This is a genomic window from Thermus igniterrae ATCC 700962 (assembly GCF_000376265.1).
Classification (GTDB): Bacteria; Deinococcota; Deinococci; order Deinococcales; family Thermaceae; genus Thermus; species Thermus igniterrae.
Genome location: NZ_AQWU01000061.1, coordinates 31,989 through 53,667, shown reverse-complemented (window position 1 = coordinate 53,667; position 21,679 = coordinate 31,989). Strand labels below are relative to the sequence as shown.

General features: G+C 69.0%; 21 protein-coding genes and 1 tRNA gene. 9 read left to right on the top strand and 13 right to left on the bottom strand.

Going from position 1 to position 21,679, the window contains the following annotated elements; all coding sequences use genetic code 11:
* Positions 1–42: 42 nt before the first annotated feature.
* Positions 43–501 carry an AfsR/SARP family transcriptional regulator gene (locus tag B128_RS13175; protein WP_156822397.1) on the bottom strand — a complete coding sequence of 153 codons (459 nt, stop codon included), beginning with the start codon at positions 499–501 and terminating at the stop codon, positions 43–45.
* A gap of 173 nt (positions 502–674) precedes the next feature.
* Between B128_RS13175 and B128_RS0106260 the strand changes: the two genes are divergently transcribed.
* The 6 genes from B128_RS0106260 to B128_RS13345 all read left to right on the top strand — a co-directional run bounded on the left by B128_RS0106260 (position 675) and on the right by B128_RS13345 (position 7,152).
* Positions 675–1,481 carry a hypothetical protein gene (locus B128_RS0106260; protein ID WP_018111424.1) on the top strand — a complete coding sequence of 269 codons (807 nt, stop codon included), beginning with the start codon at positions 675–677 and terminating at the stop codon, positions 1,479–1,481.
* A 66-nt stretch (positions 1,482–1,547) separates the two neighbouring features.
* Positions 1,548–2,285, top strand: a complete 738-nt coding sequence (locus B128_RS0106255; RefSeq protein WP_026175067.1) for a hypothetical protein — start codon at positions 1,548–1,550, stop codon at positions 2,283–2,285.
* A 12-nt stretch (positions 2,286–2,297) separates the two neighbouring features.
* A complete protein-coding gene (locus B128_RS0106250) occupies positions 2,298–2,975 on the top strand; it encodes a hypothetical protein (RefSeq protein WP_018111422.1) in 678 nt (225 codons plus the stop codon).
* Between the two features lie 59 nt (positions 2,976–3,034).
* Positions 3,035–3,817 (top strand): fimbrial biogenesis chaperone, encoded by a 783-nt coding sequence (locus B128_RS13350; protein ID WP_018111421.1) that lies wholly within the window; start codon positions 3,035–3,037, stop codon positions 3,815–3,817.
* On the top strand, positions 3,817–4,287 hold the full coding sequence (locus tag B128_RS0106240) for a hypothetical protein (protein WP_018111420.1): 471 nt from the start codon (positions 3,817–3,819) through the stop codon (positions 4,285–4,287). Before B128_RS13350 ends, B128_RS0106240 begins: the two co-directional genes overlap by 1 nt.
* Before the next feature lie 3 nt (positions 4,288–4,290).
* Positions 4,291–7,152, top strand: coding sequence for a hypothetical protein (locus B128_RS13345; RefSeq protein ID WP_018111419.1), 2,862 nt, complete (start codon positions 4,291–4,293; stop codon positions 7,150–7,152).
* Here B128_RS13345 and B128_RS0106230 read toward each other — a convergent pair.
* From B128_RS0106230 to B128_RS0106200, 7 genes are all read right to left on the bottom strand, one after another.
* Positions 7,149–7,706: a molybdenum cofactor guanylyltransferase gene (locus B128_RS0106230; protein ID WP_018111418.1), complete on the bottom strand. Its 558-nt coding sequence runs from the start codon at positions 7,704–7,706 to the stop codon at positions 7,149–7,151. The genes B128_RS13345 and B128_RS0106230 overlap by 4 nt on opposite strands.
* 3 nt (positions 7,707–7,709) lie before the next feature.
* Positions 7,710–8,615 carry an NAD(P)/FAD-dependent oxidoreductase gene (locus B128_RS0106225; RefSeq protein WP_018111417.1) on the bottom strand — a complete coding sequence of 302 codons (906 nt, stop codon included), beginning with the start codon at positions 8,613–8,615 and terminating at the stop codon, positions 7,710–7,712.
* A gap of 8 nt (positions 8,616–8,623) precedes the next feature.
* Positions 8,624–8,956, bottom strand: a complete 333-nt coding sequence (locus B128_RS0106220; protein ID WP_018111416.1) for a hypothetical protein — start codon at positions 8,954–8,956, stop codon at positions 8,624–8,626.
* 10 nt (positions 8,957–8,966) lie between these two features.
* Entirely contained in the window at positions 8,967–10,289 is a 1,323-nt protein-coding gene (gene miaB, locus B128_RS0106215) for a tRNA (N6-isopentenyl adenosine(37)-C2)-methylthiotransferase MiaB (protein WP_018111415.1), read from the bottom strand.
* 168 nt (positions 10,290–10,457) lie between these two features.
* Positions 10,458–10,534 (bottom strand) — tRNA-Met (locus B128_RS0106210).
* 47 nt (positions 10,535–10,581) lie between these two features.
* On the bottom strand, positions 10,582–11,031 hold the full coding sequence (locus B128_RS0106205) for a YbjN domain-containing protein (RefSeq protein ID WP_018111414.1): 450 nt from the start codon (positions 11,029–11,031) through the stop codon (positions 10,582–10,584).
* Between the two features lie 60 nt (positions 11,032–11,091).
* Positions 11,092–12,204, bottom strand: coding sequence for an NAD(P)/FAD-dependent oxidoreductase (locus B128_RS0106200; RefSeq protein WP_018111413.1), 1,113 nt, complete (start codon positions 12,202–12,204; stop codon positions 11,092–11,094).
* Between the two features lie 61 nt (positions 12,205–12,265).
* Here B128_RS0106200 and icd point away from each other — a divergent pair, with 61 nt between their 5' ends.
* Positions 12,266–13,543 (top strand): NADP-dependent isocitrate dehydrogenase, encoded by a 1,278-nt coding sequence (icd, locus tag B128_RS0106195; RefSeq protein WP_018111412.1) that lies wholly within the window; start codon positions 12,266–12,268, stop codon positions 13,541–13,543.
* Here the strand turns inward: icd and B128_RS0106190 are convergent, their stop codons facing one another.
* From B128_RS0106190 to B128_RS0106175, 4 genes are read right to left on the bottom strand one after another with little or no spacing between them, the layout of a single operon-like run.
* Complete coding sequence (locus B128_RS0106190; protein ID WP_018111411.1) at positions 13,544–15,331, bottom strand: RNB domain-containing ribonuclease; 1,788 nt, start codon at positions 15,329–15,331, stop codon at positions 13,544–13,546. It abuts the gene before it with no gap.
* 48 nt (positions 15,332–15,379) lie between these two features.
* Complete coding sequence (locus B128_RS12440; RefSeq protein ID WP_018111410.1) at positions 15,380–16,189, bottom strand: hypothetical protein; 810 nt, start codon at positions 16,187–16,189, stop codon at positions 15,380–15,382.
* Positions 16,190–16,192: 3 nt separating this feature from the next.
* Positions 16,193–17,746 (bottom strand): hypothetical protein, encoded by a 1,554-nt coding sequence (locus tag B128_RS0106180; RefSeq protein ID WP_040683580.1) that lies wholly within the window; start codon positions 17,744–17,746, stop codon positions 16,193–16,195.
* Positions 17,747–17,755: 9 nt separating this feature from the next.
* Positions 17,756–18,301, bottom strand: coding sequence for a hypothetical protein (locus tag B128_RS0106175; RefSeq protein ID WP_018111408.1), 546 nt, complete (start codon positions 18,299–18,301; stop codon positions 17,756–17,758).
* Between the two features lie 78 nt (positions 18,302–18,379).
* On the opposite strand from B128_RS0106175, the gene B128_RS0106170 reads away from it, so the two are divergent.
* Positions 18,380–20,095 carry a M3 family oligoendopeptidase gene (locus B128_RS0106170; protein WP_018111407.1) on the top strand — a complete coding sequence of 572 codons (1,716 nt, stop codon included), beginning with the start codon at positions 18,380–18,382 and terminating at the stop codon, positions 20,093–20,095.
* 14 nt (positions 20,096–20,109) lie between these two features.
* Positions 20,110–21,165, top strand: a complete 1,056-nt coding sequence (gene truD / locus B128_RS0106165) for a tRNA pseudouridine(13) synthase TruD (protein WP_018111406.1) — start codon at positions 20,110–20,112, stop codon at positions 21,163–21,165.
* Positions 21,166–21,216: 51 nt separating this feature from the next.
* On the opposite strand, the gene B128_RS0106160 is transcribed toward truD, so the two are convergent.
* A complete protein-coding gene (locus B128_RS0106160; protein ID WP_018111405.1) occupies positions 21,217–21,657 on the bottom strand; it encodes a hypothetical protein in 441 nt (146 codons plus the stop codon).
* Positions 21,658–21,679 lie beyond the last annotated feature (22 nt).

Here is a 21,679-nt window from a genome sequence, read left to right as displayed (position 1 = left end):
CAGCCCCCGCCGGAAAGGGAGGCCAAGCCGCTTCGCTAGGGCCTAGGCCAAGGCCTCCCGCCCCGATCCCGGCGGACCGATGAGAATCACCAAGGCCGGGGGCTGGACGGCCTGGAGCCTCTCGGTCAGGGGGAGGGCCTCGAGGGGCGAGGCGGAACGCTCCCGCCAAGAGCGCACCCAGTCGGCAAAGGCGGGGGACACTTCCTCCAGGCCCTCCAGGGCCTCCCCTATCTTCGGGTTCCGGTCCAGCACCACCCCGGGGGGCAGCTCCAGCACCTGCCCCCGGAGGGCCTCCTTACCCAGGAACCCCCGCAGATAGGTGAGCTCCACCCGGAGGTTCTGCAAAGCAGCCCCATGCCCCCAGAGGAGGTCGGCTAGCCTCTCCCTGCGGGTGGGGCCCTCGAGGGCCAGGTAGTAGAGGATGCCCAGGGCCTTGCGCCGCAAGGACAGGGGACCAAGGGGCCCCTCGGCTCGGGCAGGACCGTACAGGGGAAGCCGCACCTTCACCGCTCCACCTCCGTTAAGACTAGCGTTAACCCCGCGCTAACGCCCAGAGCTCCAGACGGGTTCAGCTTAACGCTCCCCCGTGAAAGCCCTGTCAAAATATCCCGGACCCGCTTAACGAGGGCTTAACGCCCCCCCTGCTAAGGTGGCCGGCAAGGGAGGTGAGAAGGATGAGGCTTGGGCACCTGGCCTGGTATGCGCTCCTGCCCCTCCTCCTGGCGGCGGCAGGCCCCCAAGCCTCCTTGCGGATAGAGGTCGCGATTCCCGAACGCACGGTCCTGGTGCTGGAACCCCCAGCCGTGGGAGGGGTGAAGGCGGTGCCGCTTTTGGCCCAGCGGGGGAACCGTCCCCCGAACCCACCCCAACCCCCCTACTGTCCGAGAAACCCGGCAGACCCCACCCTCTGCCTGCGGGACCCCGAGGTGGTCTTTGACCTGCGTTGCGCCACCCTAGGCCCCGTACCCCCCCATTGCGTGGCCCTCTACGGGGGGGACGGCCGCCTCCTGGACGAGGAGGGGCGCCCCTACCCTCCCGTGCGCCTGGACGGGCAAGGACGGGTAATCCCCGGTTCCAAGGCCTTCCCTCAGTTCTTCACCCACCCCTCCATGCGCCTCCACGTCTTCACCCAGGCCAGGCGGTGGGCCCTCTCCGTGGCCTTTGAGGTGGAGCCCAGGAGCCCCACGGGCGACGTGCTGGAGGCCAACCACTTCGCCATGCACTCCATCCTCACCGGTCGGGGCGGGGTGCCCCCCACCCCCCACTGGAAGTGCCTGGGCTACCACCCCGACTGGGACCGGCCCCCCTCCCACATCTGCCCGGCCCCCCCGGGCCCCACGGGCGGGGTGCTCCTGGAGGAGGTGCTGGACCACCCGGGCGGCTGGCAGTCGGTCACCCTGGGCATCAAGCTCCGGCTGGACGGTTCCGAGGTTCCAGGCGAGTACGAGGGCTGGTTGGTGTACACCCTCGTGCTCCTCTAGGCGGCTCATCGGCTCGAGGCCCTTTGCACGGATTCAGGATGGGTATTCGGTAGCAAGGAGGTAGTCATGCGGAAGTGGTGGATTGCGCTAATGGCCCTGGCCTTGGCGGCGGCCTACGCCCAGGTGGGCTTCCCCACGGAGGGGGACCTGGACGGGCAGGTGGAGGAGCTCTACGATGACAACCACGACCAGGCGGCGGTGAAGGAGAAGGTGAAGGTCATCATCCCGCCCCGCTACGCCCTCCACCTCACGGAAGATGAGTGGAACCTGAACCTCAACAACCCCCCGGCGGCCCCCAATGACTACGTTTATAACCCGCAAAACCCCCAGCCCCCCGCTGAGGGCTGCTACTTGGTGCCCAAGGCGGTGAAAACGACAGGCGATCTGGTTAGCTACATCGGAGGAGGCGGGGTGCTCCGGCCCATAAACACCTACCCGGCCGCCAAGGACTACGATGGGGACGGCAAGCTGGAGGACAACGAGAAGGGCACTCTCCTCTGCGTCAACCACAAGGTGTTGCAGAAGTTCTCCAACGACCCCGATGGCTGGAAGCTCAGCGTGAGCGTTACCGGCCAGCCCACCAGCGGCTTCGGCTACTTCGCCATCACGGATGTGGTGGGGAACCAAATCGGGCAGCCCTACTTCGCCAACTCCCTCCCCTTCGGCCCCGTGGTCCTGGCTCAGAGCAGTGGCACCACGGGCGGCTGGCTGGATGACCTCATCGTGGAAGGGTTCTGGTTTGACGGCACGGAGCTGGACGGCACCTACACCCTCACCGTGACCTTCACCCTGGTGGGTCTGTAAAGGAGGCTAACCGTGCGGAAGCCTCTCATCCCCGTCCTGGTCCTGGCCCTGTTGGGAGGGTTCGTCCTGGCCGGGGAGGTGGTGAATTCCGGGAACGAGCAGGCCACCGTGACCGAGCGGATCAACCTCACCATCCCCCAGCGGGTGGCCCTGCACCTGACCGAGGACGAGTGGGTCCTGGACCTGAACAACCCGCCCCTGGGTGGCAACGGGGAGGGTTGCTTCCTGGTGCCCAAGGGCTTCCAGGGCACCCTGCAGGACGCCATCAACGCCGCCCTTGGTGGGCAGCTCACCCCCATCAACGTCTACCCCGCCGTCAAGGACCTGGACGGGAACGGGAAGATAGAGCCTGGCGAAAAGGGCACCCTCATCTGCCTCAACCAGAAGGTGCTCCAGAAGTTCTGCAACAACAAAGAGGGTTGCGAGCTGGACCTCAAGGTGACCCGGACCCAGGGCGGGTCCAAGTACGGCCAGGCGGGGGTGATCGATAAGGCTCTCGACATCAACCACTACAAGTTCGTCCAGATCAACGGGCAGGACCAGGGCCAGCCCCTTGAACTCCTCAAGGTCCTGGGGAACCGCCTCCCCGGCTGGCTGGACGACATCATCATCGAGGCCTTCTGGTTTGACGGCTCCGAGGTGGCGGACATCTACCAGTTCAACTTCCTCTTCCAGCTGGCCGCCCTCTAGACCTTAAGGGGCTGCCCCCAGAGGACTGGGGGCAGCCCCTTTCCCCTAAAATCCCAAGTATGCGAAAACTCCTTCCCCTTACCCTCCTGGCCGGCCTGGCCCTGGCGCAGACGGGAGTGGGCGTCAGCCCACCCCGGGCCCTCTACCCGGCAACCCCGGGGGCAAGCCTGACGGGAAGCCTGGTGGTGGACCACCCCGGGCGGAGCGGCACCCTCCAGGTGGAGGTGGTGCTGCAGGACGTCCTCCTCCAGGCCGACGGCAGACCCCTCTACCTGGACCCCGGCAGCCACCCCCGCTCCCTCACCCGCTGGCTCAGCGTGACCCCCCTGGTCTTCCTCCTCCAGCCCCAGGCCACCCAGGAGGTGCGCTACACCGTGCAGGTGCCCAAGGAGGCCCAGCCCGGCACCTACTGGGGGGTGGTGTTCTTTGAGTCCGCCCCCGCGGGGAACCGCCAGGGAGGAGAGGGCCTGGGCATCCGCATCAAGACCCGGGTGGGGCACGTGGTCTATGTGGAGGTGGGGCAGGTGACCCGCTCGGGGCGCATCCAGGGGTTCCGCTACCTGCCCCAGGGCCAGGAGGGTCCCGCCCAGGTGCGCCTGGTGTTCCAGAACACGGGCACTGGCCTCCTGCGCCTGAAGGGCAGGGTGGAGGTGCGGGACGCCCAGGGCCGCCCCGTGGCCCAGGGGCAGGTGCCGGAGACCGCCAGCCTCCCGGGGGCCACCCACGAGCTTCCCGCCCCCCTGGACCGGGTTCTGCCCCCCGGGCGCTACCTGGTCCTGGCGGTCCTGGACTACGGAAGCCCAAGCCTCATCGCAGGGGAAGGACGGATTGAGGTGCGCTGATGCGGTTTCTTGCCCTATGGCTCTCCCTAGGCCTGGCCCTGGCCCAGGTGCCCATTGGGGTGAACCTGCCCGAGGGGACCAGCCTCTCCCTGAGCGCCGAGGAGGTGCTTTTTGACCTGAGCCAAGCCCCCTTCCCACCCCCCAGCTTCCCCTTTGCCTACGGCCCCTCCCGCCCCAACGGCCCCCTGACCCTTAGGCTTTTCACCAACCTGGAAGGGGGCTTCGCCGTGGAGGTGGAGGCGAGCCCCCTCCTCTCCCCGAGCGGGGCAGAGATCCCTGCTGGACAGGTGGAGTACCGGCTGAACGGCGGCCCCTGGATTCCCCTGGGGCCCAGGGTGGTGCTCCTCACGGGCACCGGGCCCACCGGGGGGTACCGGAGCCACACCCTGGAGTTCCGCCTGATCCTCACGGGAAGGGAAGCGCCCGGGGTGTACCGGGGTAGCCTGGTCTTCACCCTGAGCCGCCTTTAGGCCATGCGCCCGCTGGCCCTCCTCCTCTTTGTGGGCCTAGGGCTGGCCCTCGAGGCCCCCGAGGCCCTCGAGGCCCCACCGGGAGCTTTCGTGAGCGTGCCCGTGCGGGGGGAGGGCCGGATCGTGGCGGTGGAGGTACCCCCAGGCCTCCTCCTCCTCAGCGAGGGGGTGGAGGGAGAGGGGGTGCTCAACCTCCTGGTGGGGCCGGAGGCCAGGGCAGGGGAACTCCCCTTGCGCCTGCGGGACGCCCGGGAGGAGCGGGTGGTGCGCCTGCGCATCCCCCCCCGGGCCGGGGTGGAGCTACGAACCCCTCCAGGGGGGGAAGGCGTGGAGGGGGAGACCCTGGCCTACCCCCTCCTGGTGCGCAACACGGGCAACGCCCAAGACCGCATCCGGCTGGAGGTGAAAAGCCTCCTTCCCTTCCGCCTCTCCAAGGAGGTGGTGGAGCTGGGCCCAGGGGAGGCGGAGGCCGTGGTCCTGGAGATCCGCCTCCTGGGCCGGAACCGGGACACGGCCACGGTGGTGGCCTCCTCGGGGCTGGACCCCAGGGTGCGGGCCTACGGCGTGCTGGAAACCGTGGTCCAGCCCTTTGCCGGGGCGGAGCGCCTGGGGCGCCAGGCCCTCCTCTACCGGTTTGGCCTGAGCGGGCGGTACGGCCCCCAGGGCCTGGGTCTGGCCTTGGGGCTTTCCCTTTCGGGCTCCCTTTCCGACTACGTCCGCCTGGACTCCAGCCTGGCCCTGGACGGGCAGGGCCTCCGGGGAGAGGTGGGGTTTTTCGGGGAGGGGTTTGCCCTGGGCTTCCGGGCCTTTGAGGGGCTCTGGCGCCTGGACGGCGAGCTGGGCCCCTTGCGGGCCTACGCCGCCTGGGCCACGGGCGGGGTGAGCCTGGGGCTGGGGTACGAGGGCGACCCCTGGCAGGCCGCCCTGCACCTCAGCCCCCAGGGGCAGCGCTTCAGCGTGGGCTACGCCCTGAGGGTGGCGGAGGGCCTCCTGCTCCTCCCCTACGGGGCGGTTTACCGCCGCGCCCACCCCGAGGCGGTCCAGGTGGGGGGGGGCCTCGAGGCCCGGTGGGAGACCCGGGAGTTCAGCCTGGGGGCCCAGGTGGCATACGTGGAGGGCCTGAGGCTACGCCTGGGAGGGGCCAGCCGCTCCCAGGACCCCCTGGGCCTGCGGGGGGAGGTGGCCTACGAGGGAGGTAGGCTCCAGGGGAGCGCCTCCCTCACCCAGCGCCTGGACGAAAGCCTGGGGCAAAGCCTCACCCTCCGCCTGGGCACCCCTCCCGGCCTGCTCTACTCCCTCACCCACCGCCCGCCCGGCCAGCCCTTCTCCCTGACCGCCACCCTGGGCTACCAGGGGGGTATCCTCCTGGGCCTGGCGGGGCGCTACCGCGAGGGAGGCCTCGAGGTGGGCGGAAGCCTCCTGCAAAGCCCCCAAGGCCCGGGGTACGGCCTCTATGCCGCCTACCGCGAGTCCGCCCTGAGCCTCCAGGTAGGCCTGAGCGCCGTGGGCGGGGAGCACCGGGCGCAGCTTCTGGGCCAGGGGAGCTTTCCCCCCTTTGAGGGCAGCCTCCTCCTGGGCTACGACCTGAACCGCGGGAGCTCCGAGGCGCGCTTCGGCCTCAAGTACCAGGAAGGGGCCCTGGGCCTGGGCCTCGAGGGGACCTACCGGGAGGGAGCCCTGAGGGTCCAGGCCCTGGGGGCGGTGGAGTTCAAGGGAGGGTTTGACACCCCCGAGCCCCTGGTCCAGGCCTTTGGGGGCCGGGCCACGGGCTTTCTGGAGGGCGTGGTCTTCCACGACCGGAACCGCGATGGCCTCAAGGGGCTGGAAGAACCCCCCCTTCCAGGGGCCCGGGTGCGCGTGGGAGCCTTGGAAGCGGTGGCGGACGGCCAGGGACGCTTCCGCCTGGAGCTCTACCCGGGAAGCTACCGCCTGGAGGTGGGGGGCCTCGAGGCCACCCTGGCCCTGCGGCGGCGGGTGGAGGTGCGGGTGGAGCGGGGCCAGACCCTGCCCCTGGACCTCCCCGTGGAAACCGTGGTGGGCCTTCTGGGCCAGGTTTACCTGGACGAGAACCGCAACGGCACCCGGGACCCGGAAGAGCCCCCCCTGCCCTATGCCCGGGTGCGTCTCCAGGGGCAGGAGGCCCGCACGACAGTAGCCGACGGCCGGGGGGCCTTCGTCATCGGGGGCCTCCTGCCAGGGCGGTACGTCCTGAGCCTGGACCCATCAAGCCTGGATAAGCTCCAAGAACCTGGGGAACCCCTGGCCCTGGAACTCCAGCCCGGCCCCCTGCCCCAGGTCCTCCTCCCCGCCCGACCGGTGGTGCGGGAAGTGGTGCGCACCCTCACCGAGGAGAGCCTGGGCCTAGTCCTCCTCCCCCTCCCGCCAAGCCTCCCCCCCGGGGCCGAGCTAGCCCTCAGGGTCCAGGTCCAGGGTAGCCCCGAGCGGGTCTTTGCCCAACTGGGCGGGCGCACCTACCCCCTGGAGCCCCTGGAGGAGGGGGTTTACGGGGCCTACCTGCCCGTGGAGGGCGTGGGGAGCCAGGAGCTGAAGGTGCGGGCCGAGCGGGGTCCCGAAAGCGCGGAGACCTCCGCCTTCCTGACCGTGCGCCCCGGACCCCTGGCCACCCTCCAGGCCTCCCCCGCCCTCCTGGACCCCGGGGAGGAGGTGCGCCTTACAGCCCGCCTCCTCCGCCGGGCAACCCGGGTGGAGGTGCGCCTGGGCCCCCTGATCCTCCCCCTGGAGCGGGTGGACGACCTCACCTTCCAAGGCCGCCTCCTGGCCCCCAGGACCCCTGGGGCCTACGAGCTGGGCCTCTACCTGGACGGCCAGCTGGTCCACACCCTGCGCATCCGGGTGCGGGACTAGGGAAGCTCTTCCTTGCGGTTGGCGTTCAGGAAAACCTTCTCCCCAAAGCGCCCCACCACCTCCACCGCCGGCACGTGGGTGGCCCCCAGGACCTCCACCACCCGGCGCAGGAGGAAATCCCCCTCCCGGATCTGCCGCTCCACCTGGGGCAGGCATTCCTTGTGGTAAAAGGCCATGAGGGGCTCCAGGTGGCCTTCCGGGTTGTGGACCACCACCACCGGGTAGGGGGAGGCCAGGGCCTTTTCGTGGAGGAAGGCCCAGTAGGCCGGGGTGAGGAAGGGGAGGTCGGTGGCCGCCACCGCCACCCAGGGGAAGCGGGCGTGGACCAGGGCAGAGTGGAGACCCGAGAGGCTGTCGGCCCCGGGCAGGAGGTCGGGGTAGACGGGAACCCCGAAGCCCTCGTAAGGGCGGTTGGCCACCACGAAGCGCTCCTCGGCCCCGGAAAGGCTTTCCAGCACCCAGGCCAGGAGGGGCTTGCCCCGGTAGGGGAAGAGGGCCTTGTCCTGGCCAAACCGCCGGGAGTACCCCCCCGCCAGCACCGCCCCCGTGTACACCCTCTAGCCTAAGGCCTGCGCCAGGCGCCCCGCCAGGAGGGGGGCGTAGAGGAACCCCGTGGAGCCCAAGCCCGTGAGGGCAAACCCCCCTTCCACCGGGAAAAGGTAGGGCAGGCCGAAAGGGGAGCCATCCCCAGGGGCCAGGCGGAACCGAACCCCCCGCCAGGCGGAGGCCACCCGCGGCCGGTAGCCCACAAGGGCCTCGGCCCCCGCCAGGAGCCACTCCACCTCGCCCTCAGTGGGCGGCGGAAGGCTGGGGTGCGCCTCATGGGGTAGGTAGCTACCCCCAAGGGCCACCCCGGCCAGGTAGACGCGGTAGCTTACGGCCCGGGGAAAGTAATCCAGGAGGCTCAGGACCAGCCCGGGGACATGGCGGCCGGCAAGCCCCAGAAGGTGGACCCCCCGGCTCCCCCCGGCATAGACCAACACCTCCCCCCGGACCCGCTCCCCGCCCTCCAGCACCAAAAAGGGCGGGTCCCAGGCCAGCACCCGGGCCTTCAGGAGGGGCAGTCCCTCAGCCAGCCGTTGCAGAAGCGGCCTGGGCTCCAGCCAAAAGGCCTCCTCCAGGACCACCCCGGCCTCCTCCCAGGCGTAGCGGAGCCCGCTTCCCACCAGGCGCGCCTCCACCCTTTCCCGCTCCCCTTCCGGCACGGGGCGGAGGACCCCAAGGTGCAGGGAGACAAAGCGGCCGTAGAAGCCTAGGGCGGCCTCGAGGGCCCGCGCCCCCTCGAGGGCCAGGGCGAAGCGTTGCCCCCGCAGGGGGTTCACCAGGGCCACCGGGGGGCGGCTGGCCTCCCCCAGGGCCTCGGCCACCACCAGGACGCGCCGGCCCCGCTCCCAGAGGAGGCGGGCCAGGGAAAGCCCCGCCACCCCGGCCCCCAGGACCACCACCTGGGCCTCCCTTTCCATGGTCCCAACTAGAAGCGGTACCCCTCCCCTTCCCTACGGCAAAGGCTCCTCTGGACTAGCCCCTCCAGAAGCTCCCGGGCCTCGGCCTCGGGCAGGAAGGGGGCCAGGTCCTTGGGGTAGACCACCCCGCCCCGGCGCCAGGCCTCCTTCATGGCCAGGCGCTCCAGGGCCGCCCAGGAAGGCCCCCGGAAGAGCATCCCCTGTTGCCAGCGCCAGACCCCGGCCCACACCAGGCTGGCGGAGGCCAGGGCCCACACCAGCCCCCAAGGGGAGAAGCGGAAGCTGGCCCAAAGGAGGGCGAAAAGGGCCAGGGCTGCGGCGAAGGGCAGGATGGTCCGCATGCGGGCCCCCTTAGGCTACGGGCAGAGGGATGGGGGCAGGCTCCGTGGCGCCCACCACCTCCCCAAAGAGCAGGTGCGGCGTGGCCTGCTTGATCTCCACCTGGTAGAGGCCCGGCCTTGGGGCCTGCTGGGCGGGAAGGAGCACAGGGTGGTTTCCCCGGTCGTGCCCCTGCACGTACCCCTCCTCCTTGGCCGCCCCCCGCACCAATACCTCCACGGTCTTCCCCACCCACTCCAGGTTGCGGCGGTAGCTCCACTCCTTCTGCTTCTCAATGAGGCGCTGCAGGCGCTCCACCTTTACCTCCCGGGGCAGGTCCTGGAAGTGCTTGTAGGCGGGGGTGCCGGGGCGGGGGGAGTAGATGAACATGTAGGCCTGGTCGTACCCCACCTCGTCGTAGAGGGAGAGGGTTTCCTGGAAGTCCTCCTCGGTCTCTCCGGGAAAGCCCACGATGATGTCGGTGGAAAGGACGGCATCGGGAAGGGCCTCGCGGATGCGGCGGATGCGCTCCAGGTAGTGGGCCCTGCGGTACTCCCGGGCCATGCGACGCAGGACTCGGTCGGAACCCGACTGCACCGGCAGGTGGATGTAGCGGGTGATGGCCGGGGTCTCGGCGATGGCCTCAATGATGTCGTCGGTGAAGTTCACCGGGTGGCTGGTGAGGAAGCGCACCCGGGGAATGCCCATCTGGCCCACTAACCGCAGAAGCTCGGCAAAGGAAGGGAAGCCCGGCTGGTCCTTGCCGTAGGAGTTCACGTTCTGGCCCAGGAGGGTGATCTCCACCACCCCCGCCGCCTTGAGGGCCTCAATCTCCTTCAGGATTAGGTCCGGGTGGCGGGAAACCTCCGGGCCCCGGGTGGTGGGCACGATGCAGTAGGTGCAGTGGTGGTTGCACCCCCGGATGATGGTCACGTGGGCAGAGAGGGCCCCCTTGGGGGGCGGGGGGATGTAGTCCAGGACGTCCTCGCGGAAGGTGAGGTCCCAGAAGCGCTGGTTCCCCTTAAGGGCCTCGGGCAAGGAGGTGAGGGCCCCGGGGCCTAGAAGGACGTCCACCCCGAACTTGCGGGCCATCTGCTGCCCCTCGTCCAGCTGGGCCAGGCAGCCCATCATGCCCACGAGAAGCCCCCGGCGCTCCTTCTCCTTGCGCAGCTGCCCAAGGAGGGAGCGCACCTTCTCCACGGGCTTTCCCCGCACGGCGCAGGTGTTCACCAGGACAAAGTCCGCCTCCTCCACCGAGTCCACCAGCTCCCACCCCAGGCTCACCAGCTCGCTGGCCACCAGGTGGGAGTCGTACTCGTTCATCTGGCATCCGTAGGTGATGATGTGTGCGCGCATATACCCTCCAGGGCGACCGGGGGGATCCCGGGCCCTTTCCTCGCTCAGTGTAGCAGCCCCCCGCCGTCAGGTCCCCTACCTGCCTGTGCCCCACTGCCCCGGCAAAGTTCCCAAGATTTCCCCGGTAGCACGAAGCCCACCGGCCGCAAAGCCGGTGGGCATCCTTCCTGGTGGCGGCGGTGGGACTCGAACCCACGACACCACGATTATGAGTCGTGTGCTCTGACCACCTGAGCTACGCCGCCGGGCAAGCCCCAGGCACCCCCCATCTTAGGGGAGGACCCCGCCCCGGTCAAGGCTCAAAGCCGATGTGCTCCATGAAGTCGGGCAGGGTCTCTTCGGCAAAGAGTTCCAGAAAAGCCTGCACCGCCCCCAGGCTGACCCCGCCCGTGAGGTCCAGGTCGGACTCCACCCAAACCGCTCCCTCATCGTCCAGGTAGGCGCGGCTGAAGCGATGCTCCCGGTTCCACTGGTTGACGAGTTCCAGGTCGGGGGGCTCCTCCAGGGTAAAGCCCGCGCTCAGGCTGAGCACCCCGCACCGGTTTGCCTGGCAAAAGTCCAGGTAGAGCCACACCTTCTTCAGCCCGGCCATCTCCACCCGGTACTCCTGGGCTCCGGTTTTCTCGTAGGGGATGCCGCTTTGCTTGAGTACCGCCTCCAGTTCGGCCGGGGTAAGCCCCTTGACCACGGTCTGGGCCAGGGCCGCACCCGCCAGGAATAGCACCGCCAGGAATAGGCGCACGGAATCCTCCCTTCGTCCCGAAGGACCCCCTTATCTTATCCCGGGGCTCGGGCCAAGCACCTACACGATGCCCCGCTCCCGCACAAGCCGCCCCTCCCGGAAGCGGGCCAGGCGGAAGGGGTCTATGTTGAGGCTTTGCGCCCGGCCATGGCGGACCTCCTCGGCCATGAGCCGCCCCACCATGGCCGCCTGCTGCACGCCGTGGCCGGAAAATCCCGCGGCCACCAAAAGCCCCTCCTCCACAAAGCCCAGGATGGGGTTGTGGTCGGGGGTCATCTCGTAGTAGCCCCACCAGCTGGCCTTCCGGTCCAGGGCCAGGCCCTCCAGGAAGGGGAAGCGGAGAAGGCCGGCCTCGAGGGTGGGCCCCAGCCACCCCCAGTCCATCCCCTCCCGGAAGCCTGGGGGTTCGTCGGGGTTGGAGCGGCCGAGGAGGACCCTCTCCCCCTCCGAGCGCAGGTAGAAGCCCGTGGCCAGGTCTATGGTGAGGGGAAAGGCGTGGGGAAAGGGAGCCGGAGCGCTGGCGAAGACCATGCGGCGCACGGGGTAGACGGGGAGCTCCAAGCCCAGCCGCCTTCCCACCTCCCCCGTCCAGGCCCCCGTGCAGAGGAGGAGGTAGGGAGCCTCGTACCGCCCCCTGGGGGTCTCCACCCGCCAAAGCCCCCCCTGCCTGCGGGCGGAGAGGAGGGGTTCAGAAAAGCGGAGCTCGGCCCCCCGCCGCCGGGCCTCCCCCAGGTAGTGGGCTGTGGCCCCGTGGGGGTCAATGACCCCGTCCATGGGCCCGAAGGTGGCGAAGGCCAACCCCGTCTCACGGAAGGGGACCCGGGCCTTGGCCTCCTCCAGGGAGAGCCTCTGCACCGGCACCCCCAGGGCCAGCTGCCCCTTCAGGGCTTCTTCCTGGGCTTCCCGCAGGGCCTCAGGCACCAAGAAGAGGTAGCCGATAGGCCGGTAGCCCGCCTCAGGAATGGCCCGGTACTCCAGGATGGAATGGTAGGAGAGGAGAACGTTCAGGGGCTCGGAGAACTGCACCCGAACCCCGGCGGCGCTCCGGCCCGTGGACCCCTGGGCATAGGTGGCCTCTTTCTCCAGGACCAGGACCTTAAGCCCCGCCTGCGCCAACCGGAAAGCGCAGGCCGCCCCCACAATCCCCGCCCCCACCACCACGGCATCCGGCATAGGAAGAGTCTAGGACACTTTTCCCCCGAGGAGGGGGTATGCTATGGCCCGGAGGTCAGCTATGGCCTACAAGCACATTCGTATCCCGGAGGAGGGCGAGCGGATCACCATCAAGGACGGGATCCTCCAGGTCCCTGACCGGCCCCTCATCGGCTTCATTGAGGGGGACGGAACCGGCCCCGACATCTGGAGAGCGGCCCAGCCCGTCCTAGACGCGGCGGTGGCCAAGGCCTACGGGGGGAAGCGGAAGATCGCCTGGGTGGAGATTTACGCCGGGGAAAAGGCCAACCAGGTGTACGGAGAGCCCATCTGGCTTCCCCAGGAGACCCTGGACTTCATCCGCGAGTACCTGGTGGCCATCAAGGGCCCCCTGACCACCCCGGTGGGGGGCGGCATCCGCTCCATCAACGTGGCCCTGCGGCAGGAGCTGGACCTCTACGCCTGCGTGCGCCCGGTGCGCTGGTTCCGGGGGGTGCCGAGCCCGGTCAAGCACCCGGAGCTGGTCAACATGGTCATCTTCCGGGAGAACACCGAGGACATCTACGCGGGGATTGAGTGGCCGGCGGGAAGCGAGGAGGTGGGGAAGGTCCTGGAGTTCCTGAAGCGGGAGTTCCCCAAGGCCTACGCCAAGATCCGCTTCCCCGAAACCTCGGGCATCGGCATCAAGCCCGTGTCCAGGGAGGGCACCGAACGCCTGGTGGCCGCGGCCATAGACTACGCCATCAAGGAAGACCTCCCCAGCGTCACCCTGGTCCACAAGGGCAACATCATGAAGTTCACCGAGGGTGCCTTCCGGGAATGGGGGTACGCCCTGGCCCGGGAGCGCTACGGGGCGGTACCCCTAGACGGCGGCCCCTGGCACGTGCTGAAAAACCCCCGCACCGGGCGGGATATCGTCATCAAGGACATGATCGCCGACAACTTCCTGCAGCAAATCCTCCTCCGCCCCGACGAGTACTCGGTCATCGCCACCCTGAACCTCAACGGCGACTACATCTCCGACGCCCTGGCCGCCCAGGTGGGGGGCATCGGCATCGCCCCCGGGGCCAACATCAACTACCTGACCGGGCACGCGGTCTTTGAGGCCACCCACGGCACCGCCCCCAAGTACGCGGGCCAGGACAAGGTGAACCCCAGTAGCGTCATCCTCTCCGGGGAGATGATGCTCCGCTACCTGGGCTGGAACGAGGCCGCGGACCTCATCCTCCAGGCCATGGAGCGCACCATCGCCAAGGGCCTGGTCACCTACGACTTCCACCGCCTCCTCCAGGCGGAGGGCAAGCCCGCCACCCTGCTCAAGACCAGCGAGTTCGGCCGGGCCCTGATTGAGCACATGTAGCTAGACCAGGGCAAAACGGGCTTCCAGGTTGGGGAGGTCCGCCTCGAGGAAACGAAGGCGGACCTCCGCGTTCAGGGGCAGGGGCTGGGAGAGGGCCACCTGGGCGGTAAGCGCCAACTCTGGCAGGAGGAAAACCCCTTGCCCGCCCCGCTTTTCCACCAGGACCCCCGGCCCCTCGTAGCCTTCTTCCTTCAGGTAGAGGAGGGTCCAGTGGAGCTTGCTCTTGCGCTCGGCCTCCCGCACCCCGTCGGCCACCGCCTCCGCCGCCCCCACCCGTTCCAGGAGGGCCTCCTGGGAAAGGGGTTTTTCCCCCTTGAGCCAGGCCCTAAGTTGCTGGTGGGCCACCAGGTCCAGGTAGCGCCTCAAGGGGCTCGTCACCTGGGCATACACCGGCAGGCCCAACCCCTTGTGGGGCGCGGGAACCGCCCTAAGCTGGGCCCGCCTCAAGGCCTTACGCTGCTCCCACATGGCGGCCATACCCTCCCCCTCCACCCGGCGGGAGGGGGCCTCCTGGGTGGCGAAGGGGAAGGGAAGCCCCTCGCGCAGGGCCAGGTGGGCGGCGGCGTACCCCGCCAGGAGCATGGCCTCCCGCACCCAGAGGCGGCTCTCATAAGGTGGCAAGGGGGTGAGGCGCACCTTGCCCTCCTCCACCCGCACCTTCACCTCGGGAAGCTGGATGTCCAGGGCCCCTTGGGCAAGCCGCTTTCGGTAAAAGGCCTGGGCCACGGCCTTAAGCGGGGAAAGCTCGGGTACCTCCAGGGCCTCCTTGTAGGTGAGCCGCTTCACCCGCACCCAGCTGGGGTAGAGGCGCTCTTCCAGAAGCTCCCCTGCCTCGGAAACCCAAAGCTCAAAGGTAAGGGCAGGGGAAACCTCCCCCAGCCCCAGGCCCAAGGCCTGGGTGACCCCAGGGGGCAGCATGGGCACCGTGCCCTCGGGCAGGTAGAGGTTGGCCCCTCGGCGCATGGCCTCCTCGTCCAGGGGACTTCCCGGGGGCACCAGGGCGGCCACATCGGCCACGTGCACCAGGAGGCGGAACCCTCCATCCACCTCCTCGGCAAAGAGGGCGTCGTCGGGGTCCTGGCTCCCCTCGTCGTCTATGGCGTAGGCGGGAAGGTGGGTGAGGTCCACCCGGTCCTCCTGGGGCAGGGGAGGTACGGGAAGCTCCGGAGGGGTCAGGGGCAGGCCCAGCCGGCGGGGATGGGGGTTTTCCCGAAGCCAGAGGCCAAGCCGCAGGAGGAGGCCGTGGGCGGCCTCCGGGGTCTCGGGCTGGCCCAGGGCCTTCAGCACCCGGCTTTCCCGCCTCTCCCCCAGGGCCAAGGCCTCCACCTCGGCGAGGAGGGGGCGGTCCTCGGGGAGAAAGCGCCCGGCGCGCAGGCGCTCTAGGGCCTCCTGAAAGGCCCTCTCCCGCTCCTCCTTGCGCTTTTTGGCCTCCTCGAGGGCCAAGACCTCCTCCCGGGTGCGAACCCGCACCCCGTCGCCTTCCAGCACGAAGCGCTCCCCCGCCTGGGCCAGGAGGAAGGCCCCGTAGGCGGCCTCCGGGGTGAAGGCCCCGTAGAGCAGCTCGGCCAGCTCCCGAAGGCTCACCCGCTCCCCTTCCAGAAGCTCCCAGGCGGCCTCGGCCTCGCCCTGGGGCACTTTCAGGTCCAGGGAGGCCGGGCCCGGATGGAGGAAGAGCACGTCCTTGGAGCGAACCTTGGCCCGGCCGCCATCGGGGAGGATGAGCTCCAGCTTATCGCCCCTCTCCTCCGCCAGGGCGGGCCGGCCTTTGTAGATGACGAGCGCAGCCACGCCCTTAAGGATAGGGCTTTTCCCCTGCCATGACCCCTACACCAGGCGTTAGGCGAGTTCCTCGTCCCTCAAAGCCCGCAAGGGGTTGTAGCGCATCCCCCACCCCTGCACGTTCCGGCCCCCAAGCACGACCCCCGTGGCATAAATGGCCAGTAAAAACCCCACCAGGGTGAACCCCACCATGACCCATTCCACCACCCTGTGGACCTGGGCAATCTCCCCGATAAACCCTAGGACCATGAGCCCAAAGCCCAACCACAGGAGGCCCATGAGGCGCCGGTAGCGCCTCCGGGCCCTCAGCCAGACCTCCTCCGCCTCCTGCGGTGGATAAAGGAGGCCGTTGAGCCAGCCCATGCCCTCCACCAGGCTCAGGTAGCGGGAAAGCCCGGGATGCTCGGTCCAGTCCAGGCCCAGGTGCCTGAGCATCCGGTCCCACCCGGGCAGGTCCAGCCAGAGGGGCACCCGTTCCCCCCCAAAGTCCAGGTGAAAGAGGGGGCTTGGGGCCAAGGGATTGCCCTGGCGGTGGAGTCCCGGCTGAGCGGGATGGGAAAGGAGATAGGCCGCCCAGCGCCCCCGGGGGCCCTCCACGCCGCGGAAGGCCCCACGGGGGTAGAACCTCTCCCCTATCCGGACCCCCTCGGGCTCCAGGAGCACCTCCAGTCCGGCGCGCCGGAGGGGTTCTACCCCCGTGCGCCAGAGGTAGAGCCCCCCGAAGGCCGCGCCGAACAAGAGCAGGAGGCCAGGGATGGGACCCATCCCGAAGGCCACCCAAAGGGTGAGGAGGAGGACCCCGCCGCCCAGGAGGAGGCGGCCCAGGGCGGCCCGCCACTGCCAGGGCTGGTACTTGAGGACCTCCATGGCTCACCGCTGCCAGGTTCCGGGAAGCCCGGAGAGGGACTCCTCCAGCTGCCGCCAGCCCCCCTGGCGCAAGGCCTCCTCCAACCGCCCGCCCCGCTCCACTGCCCCCACCACTCCGCCAAAGACGGGGTCGCGCCAGAAGGTGCCGGTGTCAAAGGAGGCCTTGTAGGCGCGGAAGATCTCCCCGGTGCTGGGGTCGCGCACGTAGGTCTGGTCGGAGAGGAGATTGGCCCAGCTTTGGCGCATCCAGGTGTTGAACTCCTGGTCCTGGCGAAGCTTTTCCAGCAAAACCGCGGTGGTGGTCCGGCCCGCCTGCTGTCCCCGCTGGGCCTCGAGGGCCCCCCACTGGGGATGGGCCCTAAGGCCAGCGCGGAAGCCGAAGAGGAGGGGCTGGGCCTTGGCCAGGGCCTCGCGGGTCCCCTCCTCAAGCACCACCTCCAGGCCCAGGGAGCAGTAGGCGCTGGAGGCAAAAGTGCTCGGCTGGTTGAAAAAGACCACATGGCCCGCCACATAGGCCTTCCGCACCAGCCCCCCCGAGGTGGCCTCCAGCTCCAGCCGTACCCCTTGGCGCTGGGGGGTGAAGGGGAGGCCTGCGGCCATGGAGGCCTCATAGGCCTCCTGGAGTTCCTGAAGGCGGCGGCCCACCCGGCTTTGGAAGATCCTGGCCGGCCCCACCCTCCCCACCTGCCAGGCCCGCCCGGTCTCCTGGCCCCAGAGGCTGAGCAGGAACTCCCCCACCTCCTTCGCCGTGGCTGGGCAGAGGAAGCCCGGAAGCTGGCTACCCTGGCCGTTCCAGAGGAGGCTGGTCTGGGCGCCTCCGCCAAAGGCACCCTGGAGGCCCTGGGCCTGGGTGTAAAGGAGGTCGCGGCGCAGGGAAACCCCCTCTCCCTGGAGGAGGAAGGCCAGGTGGCGCAGATGGGCCGAGGCCGGCACCAGCGCGCCCTGGAAGCGCCAGCCCTGGGGCACAGGGGCATAGAAGGCCTCCATCCCCAGAACCGGGTCCCGCACCGCCTGCACCCCGTAGGGCACCCGGGCCCCAGGGGGCAGGAACTCCAGGGAGCGCAGGACCGCCAGGGCCTCCTTGCGCGCCTGGGCCGGGGCATCGGCCGGGAGGTAGGCGCTCACGGAGAGCAGGCTTTTGGGACCGGGCAGGAGCAGGTGGGCGGCCTCGTAGCGGAGGCCCAGGAGGAAGGGGTCCTGGTAGGCGGGAAGGGGGATCCCCGTCAGGCTTCCCGCCAGAGGCCAGGGGTAGCCAAGCCCCTGGCCCAGGAGGAGAAGCCCCCCGGGAAAGGCCTTGAAGTGGTGGCGGGCCTGGCCAGGGGCAAGCCACCTGGCCTCCTCCAGGAAGGGGGCCACCGCCTCCCGGGGAGGCTTCAGGGGCAGGCCCCGCACCAGGAGGAAGGCCTCGAGGTCCCCCACCAGAAGGCCGTAGTCCAGCACCCGGGCGGCGTACCCCTCGGGGAGAGCCAAGGCGTACCCGTGGAGGGCGTCCACTTTGCGCTCCTGGGCCAAGGCCAGATCCAGGGCCAAGGCCAAGGCAACCAACCGCCTCCTCATCCCTCACCCCTAGAAGGGCCGCACGCTGCCAGAGAGATTGAGGCGGAAGACCTCTCCCCGGTAGCGGATGATGGCCTCCTGAGCGCTTTGGGCTGTACCAGAGATCCTGGCGCCCACGTAAAAGTTACCGCTCTGAATGGCCTGCAGCTGCGCCGGGGTGAGGTTGGCCTGGCCCTCCACGCACACAGAACCGCTACCCAAACCGGAGATATTCCGCGTCCCCTCAGCCACCTTGTTGGCGGGTACAAAAAGACCGCTTCCCCCTTGGGCCCCCAAGTAGGCGGTATAGGCCAAGGTCCCGCTAAAAGCGGCCCCAGAAGTTTGGGAGGTGAAGCAGACCCGGAACTCCAAGGTAGCTCCAGAGAGGCTCACCCGGGGGTCTGGGTTCCAGGAAACTTGCACGGGTCCAACGTCCTTGGGATTAGGGTCTATGCCGCCAGCACCCACTTGGAAGGTTCCCTCTACTTCCAGGTAGTCGAGGAGGTTGATGGAGTAATTGAAGGGGAAGCTGCAGGCCGAAAGGATCAGGGCCAAAAGCCAAAACTGCCTTTTCATCTTTCACCTCCTTCCCTTCCCACCCTAGCCCGGAAGGCTTACACATCCCTTAACCGGGGTGGCGGTATAGTGGCCCCCATGGAGTGGGACCTCTCTGACCTGTACTCCGGCCCCGAGGACCCGAGGCTTGAGGAAGACCTCCAGGAAGCCCTGGCCCTGGCCGAGGGGCTTTCCCCGGAAGGCCTTCTGGACCCCCACAGGGCTGAGGCCCTCTTCCGGGACTACGAGCGGGCCCTGGAGAAGGGGCACAAGCCCCTGAGCTACGCCAGCCTCTACTTCGCCACCCGCACCCAGGACGCCGTGGCCAAGGCCCTCCTGGACCGGGTGCGCAACCGCTACACCGAGCTCAGGAACCGGCTTGTCCCCCTGGAGGTGGCCCTCAAGAAGCTCGCCGAAGAGGCCTTCCGCAGGCTCCTGGAACACCCGGGGCTTGCCGACCTGCGCCACTTCCTCCTGCAGCAAAGGGCCTATGCCCCCTACACCCTTTCGGAACGGGAGGAGGAGCTCCTCAACCTCAAGGGCCTGGTGGGAAGGAGCGCCTGGAGCCAGTTCTACACCGAGTACACCGGCCGCTTCCGCTTCCGGGTGGGGGGCAAGGAGCTTACGGAGATGGAGGTGCGGGCCCTGCGGCGGGACCCTGACCCCGCGGTGCGCCGGGAGGCCCACCGGGAGCTTTACAGCAAGCTCATGGCCGAGGCCCCCACCCTGAGCGCCGTCTTCAACGCGGTCTACCTGGACTACCTGCAGGACCTGCGCCTCAGGGGCTACCGCCATCCTCTGGAGCCCGTGGCCCTGCGGGACGAGGTGGCGGTGCGGGACATAGAGGCCCTCCTCGAGGCCACCCAGGCACACTACGGCCTGGTGGAGGCCTACTACCGCTGGAAGGCCAAGCGGCTTGGCCTGGAGAAGACCCCAAGCCAGGACCTCCTGGCCCCCCTGAGGGCGGAGAAGCCCAAAATACCCTTTGCCGAAGCCAAGGAGCTGGTCCTTACCGCCTTCCGCCGCTTCTCCCCCCGGGTGGAGGCCATTGCCCGGGAGTTCTTTGAAAGGCGCTGGATTGACGTCTACCCCCGGCCTGGCAAGCGGGGCGGGGCCTTCTGCGCCGGGGGGCTTCCCTCCACCCACCCCTACGTGCTCCTCAACCACACGGACGACCTGGACGCCGCCCACACCCTGGCCCACGAGCTGGGGCACGGGGTGCACTTCTACCTGGCCCGCAAGCAGCGCCTCCTCAACTTTGGGGCCTCCACCCCCCTGGCGGAGACGGCCAGCGTCTTTGCGGAAATCCTCCTGGACGACCTCCTCATGGAGAACCTTCCCGAAGGGGAGCGGACCCTCCTCCTGGCCGAGCGGGTGGAGGACGCGGTGAACACCCTCTTCCGCCAGGTGATGTACACCTTCTTTGAAAGGCGGAGCCTCGAGGCCCGCAAAGAGGCCGCCCTCTCCCCCGAGGCCTTCCACCAAATCTGGCAGGAGGAGCAGGCCCGGCTCTACGGGGAGGCCGTGGCCTGGACGGAGCTGGACCAGGCGGCCTGGGCCGGCATCCCCCACTTCGTCCACTACCGCTTCTACACCTACAGCTACGCCCTGGGCTACCTGGTGGTCCTGGCCCTGTACGGCAGGTACCGGGAGGAGGGCCAGGCCTTCGTGCCCAAGTACCTGGAGGTCCTCGAGGCCGGGGAGAGCGCAAGCCCCAAGGAAATCCTGGCCAAGGCCGGGGTGGACCTGGCCTCCGAGGACTTCTTCCGCTACGGCTTCGGGGTGCTCCAGTCTTGGCTTGAGGCCCTTCCCTGAGCCAAAATGAAGGGATGGACCTGGTATACCGCCCTGAGCGCTACCCCTTCCTCACCGCGGGGCTCCCCGGGGTGGGCGGGGCCATCCGCCTGAAGCCCGAGGACTTCCAGGTGGAGGAGGTGCCCGCCTACCTGCCCAAGGGGGAGGGGGAGCACCTCTACCTCCTCCTGGAAAAGGAGGGGCTCACCACCCGGGAGGTCTTTGAGTTCCTGCGGGACGAGGTGGGGGTGCCGGAGAAGGCCATCGGGGTGGCGGGCCTCAAGGACAAGCATGCCCGGACCCGGCAGTGGTTCTCCATCCCCCGCACCCACGAGGACGCCCTCTGCCTCCTGGAAAACCTCCGGGGAGTGCGGCTTTTAGAGGCCAACCTCCACACCAACAAGCTCCGGACCGGCCACCTCAAGGGCAACCGCTTCCGCATCCTCATCCGGGGCGCCCAGGGAAGGGAGCAGGCTGAGGCCATCCTGCGGGCCCTGGCCGCCCGGGGTGTCCCCAACTACTACGGCCCCCAGCGCTTCGGCCTGGGGGGGCTCAACCCCTTGCGGGGCTACGAGCTGGTGAAGAAGGGCAAGGGCCGGGGAAGCCCCTGGCTGAAGCGCTTCCTCATTGGAAGCCTGCAAAGCCTCCTCTTCAACGACTGGGTGGCCTTGCGCCTGGAGCGGGGCCTCTACGACCGGGTCATCCCGGGGGACTGGGCCAAGAAGCACGCCACCGGGGGGGAGTTCCTGGTGGAGGCCCCTGAGGAGGCGGAAAGGGCCCTGAGGCTGGAGATCAGCGCCACCGGCCCCCTCTTCGGCAAGAAGTACCCCGAGGCCCAGGGGGAGGCCCGGGCCCTGGAGGACGAGGTCCTCCGCCGCTACGACCTCCGCCGGGAGGAGTTCACCGCCCGCCGGGGGGCCAGGAGGCCCATCCGGGTGCCCCTGGAGGAATGGAACCTGGAGGCAACCCCCGAGGGGCTTTGGCTCTCCTTCTTCCTCCCCAAGGGAAGCTACGCCACCAGCCTCCTCCGGGAGGTGATGAAGGCCGAGGTGGACGCCCCGGAGGGGATGGAAGAGGGGGAAGAAGCCTGAGGCCCAAAGTAAAGAGGGGGTGGGCTAGGCCCACCCCCTCTTCCATCGGGGCTAGAAGCGGTAGCCCAGCTTGATCTGGGCCGCCAAGGTGTTGCCAGCCAGGCCGAAGTCCCCACCCAGGAAGAGGGGGGCCCCCGTGGCCGCCTTCAGGTCGTACTCCGCATCCGCCCGGAAGTAGAAGCGGGTGTCCCCGAACCGGAACCTGGGGATGGCCACCCCAAGGCCCACCCCCGCCTTCAGCCCCTCGGCCACGGGGTAGAGGTAGCGGAAGAGGAAGGCGCCGTTAACCTCGCCGGAAACCGTGTAGGCCAGGTCCAAAGCCGGCCGCACCTCGCCCACCGGAGGCTGGAAGAGGAGGCAGTGCCAGGAAACCTCCAGCCCGAAACCCTGCGTGCCGCCCACCACCGCCAGGGAAGGCTTCAGGGTCTCCGCAGAGAACTGCGCCGAGGCCAGGCCCATGGCCACCGCAAGAAGGACGAACAGTTTCCTCATAAGCGTACCTCCTGACGGTATG

What these genes read in the sequence shown, in the direction of transcription:
- B128_RS0106260 (WP_018111424.1), top strand. Translation starts at nt 675, where the DNA reads ATGAGGCTTGGGCACCTGGCCTGGTATGCGCTCCTGCCCCTCCTCCTG.
- miaB (WP_018111415.1), bottom strand. Translation starts at nt 10,289, where the DNA reads ATGCGCGCACACATCATCACCTACGGATGCCAGATGAACGAGTACGAC.
- B128_RS0106225 (WP_018111417.1), bottom strand. Translation starts at nt 8,615, where the DNA reads ATGGAAAGGGAGGCCCAGGTGGTGGTCCTGGGGGCCGGGGTGGCGGGG.
- B128_RS13350 (WP_018111421.1), top strand. Translation starts at nt 3,035, where the DNA reads ATGCGAAAACTCCTTCCCCTTACCCTCCTGGCCGGCCTGGCCCTGGCG.
- truD (WP_018111406.1), top strand. Translation starts at nt 20,110, where the DNA reads ATGGACCTGGTATACCGCCCTGAGCGCTACCCCTTCCTCACCGCGGGG.
- B128_RS0106180 (WP_040683580.1), bottom strand. Translation starts at nt 17,746, where the DNA reads ATGAGGAGGCGGTTGGTTGCCTTGGCCTTGGCCCTGGATCTGGCCTTG.
- B128_RS12440 (WP_018111410.1), bottom strand. Translation starts at nt 16,189, where the DNA reads ATGGAGGTCCTCAAGTACCAGCCCTGGCAGTGGCGGGCCGCCCTGGGC.
- B128_RS0106170 (WP_018111407.1), top strand. Translation starts at nt 18,380, where the DNA reads ATGGAGTGGGACCTCTCTGACCTGTACTCCGGCCCCGAGGACCCGAGG.
- B128_RS0106220 (WP_018111416.1), bottom strand. Translation starts at nt 8,956, where the DNA reads ATGCGGACCATCCTGCCCTTCGCCGCAGCCCTGGCCCTTTTCGCCCTC.
- icd (WP_018111412.1), top strand. Translation starts at nt 12,266, where the DNA reads ATGGCCTACAAGCACATTCGTATCCCGGAGGAGGGCGAGCGGATCACC.
- B128_RS0106240 (WP_018111420.1), top strand. Translation starts at nt 3,817, where the DNA reads ATGCGGTTTCTTGCCCTATGGCTCTCCCTAGGCCTGGCCCTGGCCCAG.
- B128_RS0106255 (WP_026175067.1), top strand. Translation starts at nt 1,548, where the DNA reads ATGCGGAAGTGGTGGATTGCGCTAATGGCCCTGGCCTTGGCGGCGGCC.
- B128_RS0106175 (WP_018111408.1), bottom strand. Translation starts at nt 18,301, where the DNA reads ATGAAAAGGCAGTTTTGGCTTTTGGCCCTGATCCTTTCGGCCTGCAGC.
- B128_RS13345 (WP_018111419.1), top strand. Translation starts at nt 4,291, where the DNA reads ATGCGCCCGCTGGCCCTCCTCCTCTTTGTGGGCCTAGGGCTGGCCCTC.
- B128_RS0106200 (WP_018111413.1), bottom strand. Translation starts at nt 12,204, where the DNA reads ATGCCGGATGCCGTGGTGGTGGGGGCGGGGATTGTGGGGGCGGCCTGC.
- B128_RS0106160 (WP_018111405.1), bottom strand. Translation starts at nt 21,657, where the DNA reads ATGAGGAAACTGTTCGTCCTTCTTGCGGTGGCCATGGGCCTGGCCTCG.